Annotated in this window: 16 protein-coding genes; 4 read left to right on the top strand and 12 right to left on the bottom strand. The window is 60.4% G+C overall.

What is annotated here, in order from left to right; translation table 11 throughout:
- Positions 1-35 precede the first annotated feature (35 nt).
- Positions 36-1010 (bottom strand): iron exporter MbfA, encoded by a 975-nt coding sequence (gene mbfA / locus Q0478_RS03980; protein ID WP_298676437.1) that lies wholly within the window; start codon positions 1008-1010, stop codon positions 36-38.
- 117 nt (positions 1011-1127) lie between these two features.
- Between mbfA and Q0478_RS03975 the strand changes: the two genes are divergently transcribed.
- Both Q0478_RS03975 and Q0478_RS03970 read left to right on the top strand, forming a co-directional pair.
- Positions 1128-1766: a TetR/AcrR family transcriptional regulator gene (locus Q0478_RS03975; protein ID WP_298676435.1), complete on the top strand. Its 639-nt coding sequence runs from the start codon at positions 1128-1130 to the stop codon at positions 1764-1766.
- A 14-nt stretch (positions 1767-1780) separates the two neighbouring features.
- A complete protein-coding gene (locus Q0478_RS03970; protein WP_298676432.1) occupies positions 1781-2119 on the top strand; it encodes a cupin domain-containing protein in 339 nt (112 codons plus the stop codon).
- A 308-nt stretch (positions 2120-2427) separates the two neighbouring features.
- On the opposite strand, the gene Q0478_RS03965 is transcribed toward Q0478_RS03970, so the two are convergent.
- On the bottom strand, positions 2428-3636 hold the full coding sequence (locus Q0478_RS03965) for an aminopeptidase P family protein (protein WP_298676430.1): 1209 nt from the start codon (positions 3634-3636) through the stop codon (positions 2428-2430).
- 152 nt (positions 3637-3788) lie between these two features.
- Between Q0478_RS03965 and Q0478_RS03960 the strand changes: the two genes are divergently transcribed.
- Positions 3789-4775: a P1 family peptidase gene (locus Q0478_RS03960; RefSeq protein ID WP_298676428.1), complete on the top strand. Its 987-nt coding sequence runs from the start codon at positions 3789-3791 to the stop codon at positions 4773-4775.
- Positions 4776-4804: 29 nt separating this feature from the next.
- On the opposite strand, the gene Q0478_RS03955 is transcribed toward Q0478_RS03960, so the two are convergent.
- Entirely contained in the window at positions 4805-5158 is a 354-nt protein-coding gene (locus tag Q0478_RS03955) for a hypothetical protein (RefSeq protein WP_298676426.1), read from the bottom strand.
- Between the two features lie 84 nt (positions 5159-5242).
- Positions 5243-6034: an alpha/beta hydrolase gene (locus tag Q0478_RS03950; protein ID WP_298676424.1), complete on the bottom strand. Its 792-nt coding sequence runs from the start codon at positions 6032-6034 to the stop codon at positions 5243-5245.
- A gap of 85 nt (positions 6035-6119) precedes the next feature.
- Here Q0478_RS03950 and Q0478_RS03945 point away from each other — a divergent pair, with 85 nt between their 5' ends.
- Positions 6120-7592, top strand: a complete 1473-nt coding sequence (locus tag Q0478_RS03945) for an NAD-dependent succinate-semialdehyde dehydrogenase (protein ID WP_298676422.1) — start codon at positions 6120-6122, stop codon at positions 7590-7592.
- A 55-nt stretch (positions 7593-7647) separates the two neighbouring features.
- On the opposite strand, the gene Q0478_RS03940 is transcribed toward Q0478_RS03945, so the two are convergent.
- The 8 genes from Q0478_RS03940 to Q0478_RS03905 form a co-directional block, all read right to left on the bottom strand.
- Positions 7648-8115, bottom strand: coding sequence for an Hsp20 family protein (locus Q0478_RS03940; RefSeq protein ID WP_298676420.1), 468 nt, complete (start codon positions 8113-8115; stop codon positions 7648-7650).
- A 140-nt stretch (positions 8116-8255) separates the two neighbouring features.
- Positions 8256-9071: a trypsin-like serine protease gene (locus Q0478_RS03935; RefSeq protein ID WP_298676418.1), complete on the bottom strand. Its 816-nt coding sequence runs from the start codon at positions 9069-9071 to the stop codon at positions 8256-8258.
- Positions 9072-9144: 73 nt separating this feature from the next.
- A complete protein-coding gene (glcF, locus tag Q0478_RS03930) occupies positions 9145-10431 on the bottom strand; it encodes a glycolate oxidase subunit GlcF (RefSeq protein WP_298676416.1) in 1287 nt (428 codons plus the stop codon).
- Positions 10431-10766: a hypothetical protein gene (locus Q0478_RS03925; RefSeq protein WP_298676414.1), complete on the bottom strand. Its 336-nt coding sequence runs from the start codon at positions 10764-10766 to the stop codon at positions 10431-10433. The genes glcF and Q0478_RS03925 overlap by 1 nt, the downstream gene beginning before the upstream one ends.
- Positions 10766-11899, bottom strand: a complete 1134-nt coding sequence (locus tag Q0478_RS03920) for an FAD-binding protein (protein WP_298676412.1) — start codon at positions 11897-11899, stop codon at positions 10766-10768. The genes Q0478_RS03925 and Q0478_RS03920 overlap by 1 nt, the downstream gene beginning before the upstream one ends.
- Before the next feature lie 4 nt (positions 11900-11903).
- On the bottom strand, positions 11904-13343 hold the full coding sequence (locus Q0478_RS03915; RefSeq protein ID WP_298676410.1) for an FAD-linked oxidase C-terminal domain-containing protein: 1440 nt from the start codon (positions 13341-13343) through the stop codon (positions 11904-11906).
- Between the two features lie 199 nt (positions 13344-13542).
- On the bottom strand, positions 13543-14643 hold the full coding sequence (locus Q0478_RS03910) for a CaiB/BaiF CoA-transferase family protein (RefSeq protein ID WP_298676408.1): 1101 nt from the start codon (positions 14641-14643) through the stop codon (positions 13543-13545).
- A gap of 103 nt (positions 14644-14746) precedes the next feature.
- Positions 14747-17413, bottom strand: a complete 2667-nt coding sequence (locus tag Q0478_RS03905; RefSeq protein ID WP_298676406.1) for a TRAP transporter large permease subunit — start codon at positions 17411-17413, stop codon at positions 14747-14749.
- Positions 17414-17424 lie beyond the last annotated feature (11 nt).

The raw sequence follows: 17424 nt of genomic DNA, 5'->3' as shown, positions 1-17424 counted from the left end.
CTAGCGGCATGTTTCACAGGCTGCAAGCTTTGGCCTTATCCCCCGCCGATGATCACCCCGGCCGCAAAAACAAGCGCGCCCCCCAAGACCACCTGAAAAGTCGCTCTGAAAAACGGGGTGTCCATGAATTTGTTCTGGATCCAGACAATCGCCCAAAGCTCGATGAACACAACCACGATCGCCAGCGCCGTCGCCGTCCAGAAATCGGTGATAAGATAAGGCAAGGCATGGCCCAGCCCGCCCAGCGTTGTCATCACACCGCTCGCCAGCCCACGCTTCCAGGGGCTGCCACGGCCCGAAAGCGCCCCGTCATCACTGGCCGCTTCCGTGAACCCCATGGAAATACCGGCCCCCACGGAGGCCGCCAGCCCCACCAGAAAAGTCGTCCAAGTGTCTTGGGTTGCAAAGGCGGTGGCAAAAATGGGCGCAAGCGTGCTCACCGAGCCATCCATAAGCCCGGCCAACCCAGGCTGCACCCAGGTCAGCAAAAACTGGCGCTTGGATTGGGCGTTTTCAGTTTCCAGAGCCGCTGCATCCAAATGCGCGCGCGCCAGCTCTGCGGCGCGGGTCTGGTGGCCGGCCTCCGCGGCGGCCAGATCTCCCAACAGCTTGCGCGTGTCGGCATCCCCCGTGCGCTTGGCAGCCTGCACATAAAAGCGCTCGGCCTCGCGCTCCATCGCCTCCGCTTCCTCCCGGATTCGCTCGATCCCGAGGTTTTCAATCAACCAAACCGGGCGGCGCGTGTAATAGCCCGCCACATGCTCGCGGCGAATGAGCGGAATCACCTCGCCAAACCGCTTGCGATGCAGCGCGATCAAAGCCTTTCGGTGGCCATCTTCTTCGCGCGCCATCCCGTCAAAAATCTGCGCTGTGTCCGGATAGTCCGTGCGCAACTGGCCGGCATAGCTGCGATAAATCCGGGCGTCATCCTCCTCCGAAGAAATCGCCAAGGCCAATACCTCTTGCTCGCTCAACTCCCAAAACCGCCGGCGTTGTGGCAAAAATCGCATGTCACACTCCACTTTAGAACAATTCTAACTTAGAGCCGAACCGCAGCAAGTTTCAAGGAAAACCTTGCCCTGACTAAACGGTTCAGTTTATTTTCAGACAACGCCAAAGGAACTCCCATGCCCAACGCTGCCGCCATCAAGACGGCCCCGTCCCGCCCCGCGCCCAAGGGGAGAAAATACTGCGAGGTGCTGGCCGGCGCACGCGACGTTTTCCTGCGCGACGGCTTTGAAGGGGCCTCGGTTGACGAGATCGCCCGCACCGCAGGGGTGTCAAAAGCAACGCTCTACAGCTATTTTGCAGACAAACGCGCCCTGTTTCTTGAGGTCGCACGGGTCGAATGTGAACATATGGCCGAGAAAACCCTGGCCCAGATTGATTTCTCCGCCCCCCCGCGTGACGCGCTCACAACCGCCGCCCACAGCCTCACCCGCTTTTTGCTGTCTGACTTTTCCTTGCAGATGTTTCGCATCTGCGTGGCAGAAGCGGCGCGCTTCCCAGCGCTCGGACAAGCCTTCTACGCAAGTGGCCCCGCCATGGGCCATAGCCGCATGGCCGAATACTTGAGCGTCGCCATGGCCCGCGGCGAGCTGATCCAAGCCGATCCCAAACTCATCGCCGAACAATTTTCCGAACTCTGCCGGGTGCGTCTTTGGACACGCGCAATTTTCAACGTCCAGGACCGTTTCTCTCAAGCTGAAATCAACAGCGTTGTGCAGGAAGCCGTGCAAACAACCCTCGCCCGCTTTGGCACCTGACACAGACGGATCCCATGTCAAATCTCCTCAAGCTCACCCCCACCCCGCCCCCCGAAACCAGTCAGCCCGATCCGGCCAAACTGATCAGTGGACAACCGGTCTTCACAACCTGGAACCTCGAAGAAGACGGCACCCTCTTTGCAGGTATCTGGCAGTCCACACCGGGGAAATGGCACATCGCTTATGACGAGTGGGAGTATTTTCACATCCTTGAAGGCGTCTCTGTTCTCACCGATGAAACCGGCGCAGAAACCCGCCTCACCGCGGGCGACAGCTACATCATCCGCCCCGGCTTTTCGGGCACATGGGAAGTGGTCGAGACCACCCGAAAAGACTATGTCATCCGCCTCTGAAAAAGGCCCGGCGCACGCTGCCTTAAGTTAATTTGCGTTAAGGTTTGGGCGGTTTGGGCGGTGCACGCAATGTGCACGGGGGGTGCACGCATATCACCCCCCCACATCGCGGCTTTTTGAAAAGGTTAACAGCCCAAAACGCACAAGCCAAAACGCACAGGCTAAAACGAACAGGCCAAACCCTATGGGCAAAAGCCCTTTTTCTTGCCTCAAATATCCCGAGGGGGGGATTCATAAGCCCGCAGGCTTATGAATCGGGGGAGCAGCGCTCCCCCACCGGGTCGGATTTGCGAAGCAAATTCGAGGCCTTAGCCAACCACATTGAACTCCGGACCATAAGGATAGCCCGTGATGTTCTCGTTGCCGTCTTCGGTGATAATCAGGATGTCATGCTCCCGATAACCACCCGCTCCGGGCTCACCTTCCGCAATCGTCAACATCGGCTCCATCGAGATCACCATCCCCGGCTCCAGCACCGTGTCGATATCCTCGCGCAGCTCCAACCCCGCCTCGCGCCCATAGTAGTGGCTCAGCACACCAAAGGAGTGCCCGTAGCCAAAGGTGCGGTGCTGCAAAAGCTGGTGTTCCTCAAAGAAGGCGTTGATCTTATGGGTCACTTCCGAACAGCTCGCGCCGGGCTTCAGCAAGGAAATCCCCAGCTCGTGTGCCGCCACATTGGCCTCCCAGATCTTCAGGCTCGCCGCATCCACTTCGCCCACAAACATAGTGCGCTCCAGAGCGGTGTAATAGCCTGAAATCATGGGGAAAGTGTTGAGGCTCAGGATGTCGCCGCGCGCAAGTTTACGCGCTGTCACAGGGTTGTGCGCCCCGTCAGTGTTGATCCCCGACTGGAACCAGACCCATGTGTCGCGATACTCGGCATCCGGAAAGCGCTTGGCAATCTCAAGCTCCATCGCATCGCGCCCGGCCATCGCCACATCAATCTCGCGCGCGCCTTCTTTCACAGCGTCGCGAATGGCATAGCCCCCCACATCCGCCACAGCCGCACCCGCGCGGATCATGACAAGCTCGTCAGCCGATTTGTGCATCCGCTGCACCATGGTCGCGCCTGCAATGTCTACGGTTTTTGCAGGCTTGAGGAAGTCGTTCAGCTTGGCCATCTGCACCATGCTGATATGGTCGCCCTCATAGCCAACAACCTTGCCCGCGCCCGAAACAGACATCACCGCGCGCCAGTAATTGTCGCGCTGCCAGTCGGTGTAAGTGATGTTGTCACAGAACGAGCGCCGCCAAGGCTGGCCCGCATCAATGCCTGCTGAGATCGTCACACATTCACTCGCCGTCACAACAAGCCCGTAGGGCCGGCCAAAGGCGCAATAGGTGAAGCCTGAGTAATAAGAAACGTTGTGCATGGAGGTAAAGACAGCGGCGTCCACCCCCATATCTGCCATGATGCTGCGCAGCTTGGCCACGCGCGCTTCATATTCGCTCACCGCAAATTGCAGCGGCGCTTTTTCACCGTTGTGAAAACGGTACATTTCCGGACGTGCAGTCATAATGACCCTCCTTAGCACAAGAAAGGTCCCGGCGTTCAGGACTGAATGATATGCGCGTATTGTCGGGCGGCGCCACCGCCCTCGCGTGCTTTCTCATTGCCGATTCCGCGCAATCTGGCAAGATAAATCGACACGCTCAAGGAGACACCCCCATGCCCCAAGCCGGCCCGCTCAATCTGATCACCGATGTTGCTGGCCTGCGGGTGGGCAATGCGTCTGACGCGCATATCAAAACAGGCGCCACCGTCTTGCTCGCCGATGCGCCCTTTACGGCCGGTGTGCATGTCATGGGCGGCGCGCCTGGCACGCGGGAGACAGACCTTCTGGCTGCGGATAAAACCGTGGAGCAGGTCGATGCGCTGGTGCTGTCAGGCGGCTCGGCCTTCGGGCTTGATGCCGCCTCTGGCGTGGCCGATGCCCTGCGCGCAGCGGGGCGCGGCTTTGCCGTGGGCGATCAGAGAGTGCCCATCGTGCCCGCCGCGATCCTGTTTGACCTCATCAATGGTGGCAACAAAGACTGGGCTGAGAACCCCTATAAGCGCCTCGGCCGTGAGGCTTTGGCCAACGCGGGCCAAGAATTTGAGCTGGGCCGCAGAGGCGCTGGCACGGGGGCGACCACCGCCACGCTGATGGGCGGGCTTGGCTCCGCGTCCGTTGTGCTGCCCTCAGGCCATACCGTCGGCGCGCTCGTGGCGGTCAATGCGCTTGGCTCCGCCACGGTGGGCGCAAGCAAGCACTTCTGGGCCGCGCCCTTTGAGCTAGACGATGAGTTTGGCGGCCTGGGCCTGCCCGGCCAGTTTCCCGAGCCGCATATGCCACCCACCAAGCTCGCCGCCCACGCCAACACGACCATCGGGATCATTGCCACCGACGCCACACTCTCACAGGCTCAATGCACCCGCCTCGCCACAGCGGCGCATGATGGCTACGCCCGCGCGCTCGTGCCCTCGCACACACCCATGGACGGTGATCTCATCTTCGCCGCCGCGACAGGCGCAAAGTCGCTGCACAATCCGCTCGCCGACACGCTCTACCTGGGCCACGCCGCCGCCACCGTCATGGCCCGCGCCATAGCCCGCGCAGTTTTTGCCGCGCAGCCCATGGCGCAAGATCCGCTGCCCTGCTGGAGCAGCCGCTAAGGCCCGAAGGCTCAAGGCCAAGCGCCAGGTCAGTGACAGCCGCAGTGCAACCCATGAGAGGTGTGCGAGCAAGCCTCGTCGCGCACGCTCACAAGCACCTCGCCGTCTCCCAGCGCCACATCCGCAGAGCGAAAAGAGCCACAGTGCAAAATCCAGTCGCGAATCTTCGCCATGATCTCATCATCCGCCTTGAGCTGAAGCCAGCCCACCCGCGCCGGATTGGCATTGGGAGCCTCGCGCTCTACCCCCACCAAGAGCTCCCCCGGCCCGAGCACAACCGGTCCCTCTGGGGTCTTGCCCTGCGCGGTTGTGTGCACAATCGTGCCGCGCGCCTTTTCATCTTCGAGATTGAGTTTGAACCAAGACTGAACATGCAAAACCATGGGGTTTCCTTTCTAACTGCGCGGTCTCCTTCACCTTTGAAGGATAAGCAAGATCAGAATTTCCGCCCATGATATGGGTCAAATTCAGCCCGCAAAAGCGAGCAAAGATGCCAACATCTCGCTCTCGGCCTCCACCAGCGGCTCCACCACATCAAAATGATGTTTGCCCGCATCTTCCAGAAGCGCGCAGCCCCAAGCCGCGCTTAGCCAGCGCGCTTGATCAAGGAACGCGGGCCGCTCTGCGCCGCCCACCCAAACGGTCACGGGGCAGTCCAACCGCTCTTGCATGAAGATCGGGCTTTCCGCCACAGCCTCGGCCGCATCAAGCTTGAAATCAGCGTTCATCGAGGTGCGCATCAGCGGGCGCAGGTCCGAGAGCGGCGAGATCGGCATCACATGAGACAGCCGCGCCGCAACTGCGTCGGGCAACATCCCCTTGGCCAACATCCGCGCCACAAGATGTCCACCGGCAGAATGCCCCGCCAAGGCGATCGGCCCACCCACAGCGCCCGCCGCATGGCTTACCGCAGTGGCTATCTCGCGGGTGATCTCCGAAATACGCGCCTGCGGACAGAGCGTATAACTTGGCAACGCCACAGCCCAACCCCTCGCCACAGCCCCGGCCGCCAAATGCGACCAATAGCTCTTATCGAGCATCCGCCAGAAGCCGCCATGCACAAAAACCATGAGCCCACGCGCAGCGCCCTCAGGGCGAAACAGATCAAGCCTCTGGCGCGGCGCTGGCCCATAAGCCAAGTCCAGCTCTGCGCGCGGCACACCCTCGCGAAAGGCCGCCGCCTCCACCTGCCAGCGCGGCGGATAGCTTTCACCCTCAGGGATATAAACCGCATTGGCATAGGCGTCATCGAGCTCCATCGCTCCCTCCAATTTGATCAAATCATCTGGACAAAGCTAAACGCAAATGGTTTCCCTTGGCGAGATATAATCGCGGGAGACCATCATGCTCGACACGACAACCAACCTCAAATCTCTTCTGAACGACCCTTCGCTGCTTGCCACGAAAGCCTATATCAACGGCCAATGGGTTGATGGCAGTGGCACTTTTGACGTGACAAACCCCGCGCGTGGCGATGTGATTGCCCAGGTGGCCGACCTGACCCGCGCCCAAGTAAGCGAAGCCATTGCCGCTGCTGAAGCCGCGCAAAAAGACTGGGCCAAATGGACCGGCAAGGAGCGCGCCGCCGTGCTGCGCCGCTGGTTCGACCTGATGGTTGAAAACACCGACGATCTCGCCACGATCCTCACTGCCGAAATGGGCAAACCCTTGGCAGAAGCCAAAGGCGAAATCGCCTATGGGGCATCCTTCATCGAATTTTTTGCCGAAGAGGCCAAGCGTATCTATGGCGAGACGATTCCGGGCCACCAGCGCGACAAGCGCATCACCGTGCTCAAACAGCCCATCGGTGTGGCCGCCTCGATCACGCCATGGAACTTCCCCAATGCGATGATCACCCGCAAGGCCGCGCCCGCGCTCGCCGCTGGCTGCGCCATGGTGGCGCGCCCCGCCGATCTGACACCGCTCTCTGCCCTCGCTCTTGGCGTTCTGGCCGAGCGCGCCGGTATCCCCGCCGGTGTGCTCAATATCGTCACAACATCGGATGCCTCGTCCACCGGCAAGGAATTCTGTGAAAATCCGACCGTGCGCAAGCTCACCTTCACCGGCTCCACAGCCGTGGGCCGCATCCTGTTGCGCCAGGCGGCGGATCAGGTGATGAAATGCTCCATGGAGCTGGGCGGCAACGCGCCGTTCATTGTCTTTGATGATGCCGATCTGGACGCCGCGGTTGACGGCGCAATCATGTGCAAATTCCGCAACAACGGCCAGACCTGTGTTTGCGCCAACCGCATCTATGTGCAAGCCGGCGTCTATGACGCCTTCGCCGAAAAACTCGCCGCCAAACTCAAAGATATGAAAGTGGGTGACGGGCTGGAAGAAGGCACAGTCTTTGGCCCGCTGATCAACCAGAAGGCCGTTGAAAAAGTCCGCAGCCATATCGACGATGCGCTCGCCAAAGGCGCAGAAGTCGTGTTCGGCGGCGCGCAGCACAATCTGGGCGGCTCCTTCTTTCAGCCCACGATCCTCACCGGCGCGACGCAAGAGATGCAGGTCGCCCAAGACGAGACCTTCGGCCCCATGGCCCCGCTCTTCAAGTTTGAGGATGAAGACGAGGTTATCAATATGGCCAATGATACGATCTTCGGCCTCGCAAGCTATTTTTATGCCAAGGATCTCAGCCGCGTCTACAAAGTCGCCGAGGCGTTGGAATACGGCATTGTCGGGGTTAACACGGGTATCATCTCCACAGAGATGGCCCCCTTCGGCGGTGTCAAACAGTCCGGCCTTGGCCGCGAGGGCAGCCACCATGGCATCGAGGATTACCTCGAAATGAAATACATCTGCATGAGCGTGTGAAGCTCACAAAAAAGGGCGCTGGCACAAAAACCAGCGCCCTTTCTCTAAGAGTCGCTTAATTGACGGCTTTGGCATCCACCACATCGGCCTCGCTGACAGGCGCTGAGGCAATTTCGATACGGCGTGGCTTCAGGGCCTCGGGCACTTCGCGGGTGAGATCAATATGCAGCATACCATCGGCATGGCTCGCGCCCACAACCCGCACATGCTGCGCCAGCTGGAAGCGGCGCTCAAACGCGCGGGTCGCAATACCCCGGTGCAGAAAGCTGCGCTCGGTTTCCTCTTCGGCCTTGCGGGCCGAAACAACAAGCGCATGGTCTTTCACCTCAACAGTCAGATCTGCCTCGGCAAACCCTGCCACGGCAATAGAAATGCGGTAGGCGTCATCCGCCGTCTTCTCGATGTTGTAGGGCGGGTAGCTGGCTTGCCCGACATCATGCGCCAGGCTGCGCTCCAGCATATCGGCTATCTGGTCAAATCCGACAGTGGCGCGGTAAAGCGGGGTCAAATCAAAATTACGCATAGGGTATCCTCCTTTGAGCGATTCCAGAGTTTCGGCCTTCCACACCGGGACAGACCACTTGAGAACGGGGCCCATCATCAGGCACCCCGCTTATAAAAGATGGGGAGGTCGTTTTCGGGTTTCAAGAGGCGCAGACGCACTCAGTTCTTGATGAATTTTGCGCCCGTATCAGGCTGCTTTTGGCCCACAACCACCCGGCTTTTCAGAGCCCCTCCGCCTGCAAAAACGCCCCGTTGCGCAGCAAGAGCCGCCCGCAAGAGCGCCAAGGGCGTTTCCAGCTGGGTCCCTAAAGACACCGGCACACCCTCGACCTCCGCCTTGGCCGAAATCACCGACACAATCCGAGGGGTGCCATCTCGAAAGCTGAAAATCGGGGCGCCGGAGGAGCCAAAATCAGCGCTGCATGATGTGACCAGCAACCCCTGCTGACGGGCCAGAACCCCGCAGACCTCTTGCAAACTCGGCGCTTCGGAGCGTTCCAGCGCATAAGACACCACGCCAATCTTGTCGCCCTTGGCGGGGCGGGCGTCGGTGGCAAAGGGCAATATCTGTGTGTTGCGAATGGGTTGAGCCAGTTCAAGCAGCGCCACATCGTTGCGCACGCGCTCCGCTGTCACCGAGCTGGCATAGTTATAGTCAGGATGCACAACGGCGCGCCGCACCATCCGGTAGGCCGAAGCGCGCCCATTACGCCACCCGGCCAGAAACTCGATCTGCCCATGGTCAACCCGAAGTTTTGTCTTGGCATTATAAAGGCAATGCGCGGCGGTCAGCACCAGATCAGGCGCAATCAACGCCCCCGTGCAAAAGCCCTTGCCTTCGATGTTCAACCGGCCGACAGCCTCCCAACCGCGGGTGTCATCACCCGTATCAAGCCGCTTGAGCTTGGCAGTTTGCCCCACAAGCGGCGACGCCAGCAGCGCCACAAAAGCAGCAAGAAAAGTCGCGCGCAGCATCAGCGTTGAAGGCCCTTGTTCTGGTTGGTCTTTTGGCTACACAGCCCATATGGCAAAAATAGGGCCAAGCCAGCTATTCTTGCAACGCCCGCGGCTTGGGCCCGCCCGTGGCCCAATCCAGCAATTCAACCGTGTGCACAACCGGCAACTCTGTTGCGCCGCCAATCTGCATCATACACCCTATATTGCCCGCCGCGATCACATCCGGGCTCTTGGCCTCCAGCGTCTCAACCTTGCGGCTCTTGAGCTCTTGGGAGATCTTGGGCTGCATCAGGTTATACGTCCCCGCCGAGCCACAGCACAAATGGCTGTCAGCTGGCTCCACCACCTCAAACCCGACCCGCTTGAGCAAATCTTTGGGAAAGGTCTTGATTTGTTGCCCATGCTGCAAGCTACAGGCCGCATGATATGCCACGCGCAAGCCCTTGGGCGCAGCTTTTGGCAGATCAAGGCGCATGAGAAGCTCGCTCACGTCCTGTGCAAGGTCTGCCACCTGCGCCGCCTCGGTGGCTTTTGCGCTCTCACGAAACATATGGCCGTAGTCTTTCACCGTCGTGCCACAGCCCGAGGTGTTGATCACGATGCTGTCAAGGCCGCCTTGGGCCACCTCGGTTGTCCAGGCGTCAATGTTCTTTTCCGCCGTGGCATGACTCTCTTTGGTCTTTCCCATATGATGGGTGAGCGCGCCGCAACACCCTGCGCCCTGCGCGATCACCACCTCGCAGCCAAAGCGCCGCAACAGGCGAATGGTGGCATCATTGATGTCGGTGTTGAGCGCCTTTTGCGCACAGCCTGTCATCAGCGCCACGCGCAACTTTTTCTCGCCCTGCGGCGCAAAGACCTGCGGATCATCGTTGCGGCTCACCGGAGGGATCTCTTTGGGGGCCATCTCCAACATCGCACGCAACCGTGCATCCGGCACCAACGCCTTGAACGGCTTGGCAATTTTTGCGCCCAGCAAGGCCAAACGAAACCGCATGGGATGGGGCAAAATCTTTGCAAGGATCCAGCGCAGCGCCCGCTCCCCCATAGGGCGCTTGTAATGGTTCTCGATATACTCGCGCGCATGATCCACCAAATGCATGTAATGCACCCCGCTTGGGCAGGTCGTCATGCAGGCAAGGCAGCTCAGGCAGCGGTCGATATGCAGGACCGTCTTCTTGTCGGGCACCCGCGCATTCTCGATCATATCCTTGATCTGGTAAATGCGCCCGCGCGGGCTGTCCAGCTCATCGCCCAACACCTGATAGGTGGGGCAGGTCGCGGTGCAAAACCCACAATGGACACAATTGCGCAGAATTTCGTTGGCGCGGGCGGTGCCTGAGTCCTTGAGCTGCTCCGGGGTGAAATTTGTCTGCATCAGCCTGCCATCCAATCTGCTGCCGCCAGCCCGATCCAAGGGATCACACAGGCCATCGCGCCAAGCGCTTTTGTGAGGGCAACGCCCCGTTTTGTCCTAATCTGGCGCATCACAATGCGAACGCCCAGCGCCACTGCGCCCACCCAGGCCAGCCAAAGCATCGCCAATGCCACGAGACCAAAGGAGGCCTGAGCCAACAGCGCCGCAACGGTCAGCGCCGCAACACCGCCCGCACCCATGCGCAACGTGCGCCGCGTCGCCCCGCGTCGTGTCAATGCCAGCATCAGCGCAGGTCCGCCCAGAAAAACAGCGAGATAGGCGGCCACATATCCCATCAGGACACCATCAAACCGGGGTTCAAAACCCCCTTCGGGTCAAACCGCGCCCGCAACCCGGCGGTCAAACGCGCAATCGGCTCTGGCTCGGGCTGAAATACCCTCTCGGCCACATCTGGCAACACCTTGATCCGCGTGGCGTGGCCGCCCTGCGCGGCGCAAAAACCCTGCGCAAAATCAGCTACTGCGGCGTCTTGTGTGCCCAACCAGGCCAGGCCGCCACCCCAATCAAGCTGGCTCTCAAAGGTGAGCCCTGCGCGTTCTGCGGCTTGCAAAAATACGGGCATCTGCGAAGGCCGCAGCGACACCCTTGTGACACAGGGCAAAGGTGCAAAGGCCACAAGATCGCGCAATTGCACCCAGAGATCCCGCGAGGCCGGTGCCTCCAGCCGCTCGAGTTCGCCAAAGCGGCTCATCAAGGCCTCAAGCTCTGACAAACGGTAAGCCACCGAAGGGGCAAAGCCCTCCAAGCGCAAATATACCGCTCCTCCTGTCGGTCCGCGCGCCGCGCCGGTCACTTCGTAGGGTGCACCCAACGCCGCCGACATCGCCAAAACAGCCGTCGCAGCATCCTGCACATGCACTGCCAAAGTCACCTCGGTTTCAGGGCAAGGCAACACCTTGAGGCTCACCTCGCTGATCGCCCCAAGCGTGCCCCAGGAGCCGGCCATGAGCTTCACAAGGTCATAACCGGTCACATTTTTCATGACCCGCCCGCCGTTCTTGAGAACACGCCCGGCCCCGTCTACAAACCGCAGCCCAAGCGCAAAATCACGGCAAGCCCCAACAGCAATCCGCCTTGGCCCGCTCACATTGGCGGCAAGCAACCCGCCAAGCGTCGGCGCACCGGCTGTGCCCAGCACACGCCGGTGGTCCATGGGTTCAAACGCCAACCGTTGGTTTTCTTTGGCCAACAGCTGCTCGATCTGCTCCAGTGTCGTGCCGGCCTGCGCCACAAGAGTCAGCGCCCCGGGCTCATACTCCACCACGCCACTCAACCCGCTCAGGTCCAGAACATCTTGCGCCCAACTGCGCCCCACAGGGCGCGTGCCCCCGCCGCGCAACACCACGGGCGCTTCTAGTCCGGCAATCGCTTCGGCCAGTTCGGCCTCCGTCCCTACGCTGAAGATCATCCCCCTACTCCGCCGCAATCCGCCGCGCCTCGCTTGAGGCCAGCGGGAAAACTTTGGCAGGGTTCAGAAGCCACTTGGGATCAAAGACATCTTTCACAGCCATCTGCATTTCCAGATCATCCGGCGCAAACTGGTCCAACATCAAGTCGCGTTTCTCAATCCCCACACCGTGCTCGCCCGTCAGGCAGCCGCCGACCTCGACACAGAGCTTCAGCACTTCAGCGCCAAACGCTTCACAAGTCTCCAGGTCTCCGGGCTTGTTCGCATCATAGAGAATCAAAGGGTGCATATTGCCGTCTCCGGCATGAAAGACATTGCCAACAGCCAGCCCATAGTGCTGGCTCAGCTCGCCAATTCGCTTGAGCACAAAAGGCAGCTTGCTCACAGGAATGGTTCCATCCAGACACATGTAATCGCTGATCTTGCCGATCGCCGAGAAAGCCGCCTTGCGCCCCGCCCAGATACGGCCCGCCTCCTGCGCATCTCTTGCCTTGCGAAATTCGACAGGGCTGTGGCGGCTGGCAATCTCGTGAATAAGCCCGAGCTGGTGCTCTATTTCGGCCTCGCTGCCCTCCACCTCCACGATCAGAAGCGCCTCACACTCCGGATAGCCTGCCCCGGAGTAGTCTTCACAAACGCCAATCAGCATCCGATCCATAAACTCGATCGCCACAGGCAGAATACCCGCGCGAATGATGTCTGAAACACAGGCGCCAGCAACCTCGTTGCTGTCAAACCCGATCAACACAGGCCGCGCCCCCTCCGGCTTGTGCAGAATGCGCAGGCTGGCTTCGGTCACAATGCCCAGCTGCCCTTCGCTGCCACAAATCAAACCAAGCAAATCAAGCCCACCCGCATCCAGATGCGCGCCCCCGATCTGCACAATCTCTCCATCCATCATCACCAAGGTCACCCCCAACAAGTTGTTGGTCGTCACCCCATATTTCAGGCAATGCGCCCCGCCCGAGTTCATGGCAATATTGCCAGCAATCGCACAGGCCAGCTGGCTTGAAGGGTCCGGCGCATAGAAAAACCCCTCCCCCTCAACAGCGCCCGTCACCGAGAGATTGGTGCGGCCGGATTGAACGCGGATAAGACGGTCGGCATAATCCGTTTCCAAAACCGCCGTCATACGGCTCACCCCGAGGATGACACTGTCCGCCGTCGGCATAGCCCCCCCCGCCAGCGAGGTTCCCGAGCCGCGCGGCACCACAGGCACCTTCATCTCATGGCAAATCTTCAAAGCCGCAGACACCTCTTGGGTTGAGCGCGGCAAAATCGCCAGCAATGGTGGGCAGCGATAGGCGGTCAGCGCATCACACTCATACGCCTTGAGCGCAATTTCTTCGGAAATCACCCCATCAAGGCCCAATACCGCCGTCAGCCGCTCGGTCAATCGGGCCTTCTTGGCCAGCGTGGCTGGGTTTGGCGTGGGCATTTGCATGGCTACTCTCCTCAATTGGTAAAAGAATATTACCAATTCTCCCACAACTCAACCAATATCTCAGGCCAAACCGGTCAATTCCACAAACCTGGCCTTCTTCTGGTTCAAAATACCTCAGGGGGGAAAGGGTCAAAGCCTGGCTTTGTCCCTTGGGGGGACAGCGTCCCCCCGGGTCGGATTTGCGAAGCAAATGCGATCTTCACACCTTGCGGTCTGATAACTCCTTCAAAATCTGCGGCCCGTCTGCGCCGCGTGCGGGCGGGCGCGGCGGCACCCAGCCGGTCTGCCCGTCAAACCGCGGTGCCGGAGCGGCTTGCAGCCCCTGCGCACCGTCTCGCCAGACCTCACGCGCGGCATTCATCTCATGGCGCGCCGCCTCATCCGGCGAGAGCACAGGCGCCACACAGGCATCCGTGCCCAAAAAGCGCTTGGCCCAGCTGTCACGGGTTTGCTTGATAAAAATCTGCGCCAACCGCGCCGTCAGCGCGGGCCACTGCGCGCGCTCATACTGCGCCGCAAAGGCCGGGTCCTTATCGAGCGCCAAAATCTTGAGAAACTGTGCATAAAATTGCGGTTCAAGGCATTGCACAGACACATACCCGCCGCAGGCGCATTCATAGCTGCGGCTCCAATGCGGGCCATCCAGCAGGCCTTCGCCGCGCGCCTCTGGCATTGCGCCGCTCTGGCGCAGCGCCATCAGCAGGTTCATCATATGCGCAGAGCCATCATAAATCGCGGCGTCAACCACCGTGCCCTGCCCCGTGGCGCGGGCCTGCAAGAGCCCCGCCAAAAGTCCGCTCACCAGATACAAGGCCCCCCCGCCGATATCGCCCACCAGCGTCGCAGGTGTCATCGGGGCCGCCCCCGGTGGGCTCGCATACCAAAGCGCGCCCGACATGGCGATGTAATTGAGGTCATGGCCCGCAGCCTGCGCGAGCGGTCCGGTTTGCCCCCAGCCGGTCATCCGTGCGAAAACAAGCGCAGGGTTCACAGCATGGCACGGCGCAGGCCCGAGCCCGAGCCGCTCCATCACCCCGGGGCGAAACCCTTCAATAAGCGCATCCGAACGGGCCGCCAGCTTCAAAAAGATGTCCCGATCGCCATCCTCTTTCAGGTCAAGCTCAATCGAGCGTTTGCCCCGGTCCAAAATCGAGCGCTCCGGCATCCCCGGTGCCGGCTTGCCCCCTTTGCGGTGCACAACAATCACCTCTGCGCCCATATCGGCCAGCATCATGGCGGCAAAGGGCGCGGGTCCGAGCCCCTCCACCTCCAAGACACGCACCCCACTCAAAACGCCCATGTCTCCCTCCCTGTGTTGGCCCAAGTCTTACCCGGGCACCCCCCAAAAGAAAACCGCCGCCTCGTCTTTCGGAGGCGGCGGTCTTTTTGGCACATGGCTCTGATCAGAAGTTCAGAGAAATATCCCGGTGCTGCGCGCTACAGGAGGCCATAAACAAAGCGCCCTCGCGGCTCAAACGGGGCTGGCTGCGCAGCCCCAATGTGCTGCGAATGCCCTCAAGATAGGCTTGCAGCTCCGGCTTGAGCCCTTCGGCTTGCGCACGCCAGGCTTTCTGATCGGCATATTCTTCAAGCGCCACATCAAAAGCCGCAAGAGCCTTCTCGCGGTCAAACCGGTTTGGCTTGAGCGCGCGGCGGGCTTTGCCAATCGCAGATTTGACATCTCCCGCACCGTCAATTTCGGAGAAGCGGTCTTCCAGAGACTTGACAGTTGCCTCCGCCTCGCCTGCGCCCTCGGCCACGGTCTCGATATAGCCACGCATCTCGCCGAGCGCCCCTTCCAGAGCCGCAAAACCGGCGTTCGCGTTCAGCGCGCTCAAAACTTCCGATGCCGCATCCCACGACTTATCCGCATTGCGCTGATACATCGTGCGGGCCTTCTGCTCGCTGGTTGTGAGCTTGGCAAAGGTGTCATGCACTGGCTTCCAGGTTGCAGGGATCTGGCCTTTGAGGGTTTCAGCCTCGGCCAGAAGGCTCTCGCGTTTGCTCTCCAGACGGGCCCGGCGCTTGGCTTGCGCCTCATCTCGCATACGGCTCGTCGTTACCCGAATTTCCTCGGCCTCCTCTTCCAGCTTGCGAATATCTTTCTCAAGCTTACGCACCAAAAGCTGCTTGGGGCGATAAACCACAGAGGCCTCCTCCACCGCAGCTTCCGCCGCAAAAGCCTCGTTGAGGCTGGCAAGGGCCGCCGGCCCCGCCGCAAAACCGGCTGTCAGGTCTTTGGCCATGCTCTTGGGCAGAACCGATAGATCCAACCCCTGCGCCCGCGCGATCACCTGTTCCAGCGCCGCACCTTCCGTTGCGATCTGGCCGCCAACATAGCTCTCAAGGCAATACTGCAACTTGGGATTGCGCGGCGGTGGCGCATTTTCAGAAAGGAACGACACACGGTTTGGCAGGTAGTTGACCAAGGGCGGATAGAGCCCCACCACCCCCAAAGCCAAAAGCTGAAGGCTGATGAAGGCAATCACACCCTTATACATCTGCATGGTCTTGACGGTGGCCGGCGCCACACCCCGCAAATAAAACAGCGCAAAGCCGAAAGGCGGGGTGAGGAAGCTCGTCTGGATGTTCAGACCGATCATAACCCCCAGCCATACGGCGGTGATGTTCGCACTCGGGTCTGCCAGCAGGATCGGCGCCACGATGGGCACAACCACAACCGCGATCTCGATGAAATCGAGGAAGAAGCCCAGAACGAAGATCACCAGCATGACAATCAGGAACTGGGTCCAGAAGCCGCCAGGCAGCGAGTTGAGGAATTCGCGCACAAGCTCTTCGCCGCCAAAGGCACGGAAGGCCGATGTCAGCATGGCCGCCCCCAGCAGAATGATAAAGACCAGCGATGTTGTCTTCGCAGTTTCCATCATCACCCCGTCCAGAGTCTCCTGGGTGCGAAACACCCGCCAGCCGCTCCAGGCCACCGCAAACACCAGCACAGCCGAGGCAATAATTCCAAGGGTAATGCCCAGCTGGTCCGTCGCGGTGTCAATTGACTTGAGATTCATTTCAAAGTTGCTGATCACAAAGGCCAAAGCCCCAAGCGCCGCAAGCGCCAAAATGGCTGGCACAAATGTCAGGCTCTTGTGGGGCCCTTCATAGAGCCGGTAACCGGCCATCACCATGGCCCCGGCCGCGCCGATCGCGCCGGCCTGGTTCACAGTTGCCACACCCGTGATGATCGAACCGAGCACCAGGAAAATCAGCGTCAGTGGCGGAATGAGTGTCAGGGCCACCGTGCCCCAGAAAGCCCGGTCAAAGCTGCCTTCCACCTTCACGGCTGGCGCCGCCGACGGCTTCAGGAAAGCATAGATCAGGATATAGGCCATATAAATCAGAACCAGCAGGATACCGGGCACGAAAGCCCCCAGAAACATCTCGCCAGCAGATGTGGAAGAGACATCAAAATTCGACGGCATGGACAGCTCGCCCGTGGAGGCTTTGTGCAGCGCCTTGCGCGCGGTGCTGGCTTGGTCTGTGGCGCTGGCAAGCTGGTCGGCCAGAATGATCAGAACAATCGAAGGCGGAATGATCTGCCCAAGGGTGCCCGAGGCCGCAATCGTGCCTGTGGCGAGCGACGGCGAATAATTGTTGCGCAACATCGCAGGCAGGCTGATCAGGCCCATGGCCACAACCGTTGCACCCACAATCCCCGTGGTCGCCGCAAGCAAGGCCCCCACGAAAACCACCGAAATACCAAGCCCGCCCGGCACCGGGCCAAAAAGCTGGGCCATCGTCACCAAGAGGTCTTCGGCAATCTTTGAGCGCTGGAGCATGATCCCCATGAAAATAAACAGCGGAATCGCAATCAGCGTATCGCGTTCCACCTCCCAAAACACACCTCTGAGGTTGGTAACCCCGGCCGAAAGCCACTGCTGCGGCCCGCCCGAATGGAAATAGGCAGCGCTGTCCCCTGCAAAAAGCAGCCCCGTGATGCCCGCCAGTGCGATGGTGATAATCGCAGCCCCCGGCAGAGCAAAGGCCACGGGAAAGCCGGAGCCAAGAGCGCCGGCCATTGTGATAACCAGAACGGCAAGAAAGAATAGTTCCATAGGTGTCGCTC

This window comes from uncultured Lentibacter sp., assembly GCF_937123735.1.
Taxonomy (GTDB): domain Bacteria; phylum Pseudomonadota; class Alphaproteobacteria; order Rhodobacterales; family Rhodobacteraceae; genus Lentibacter.
The sequence above is the reverse complement of the archived record's forward strand: the minus strand, read 5'-3'. Positions and strand labels throughout refer to the sequence as shown.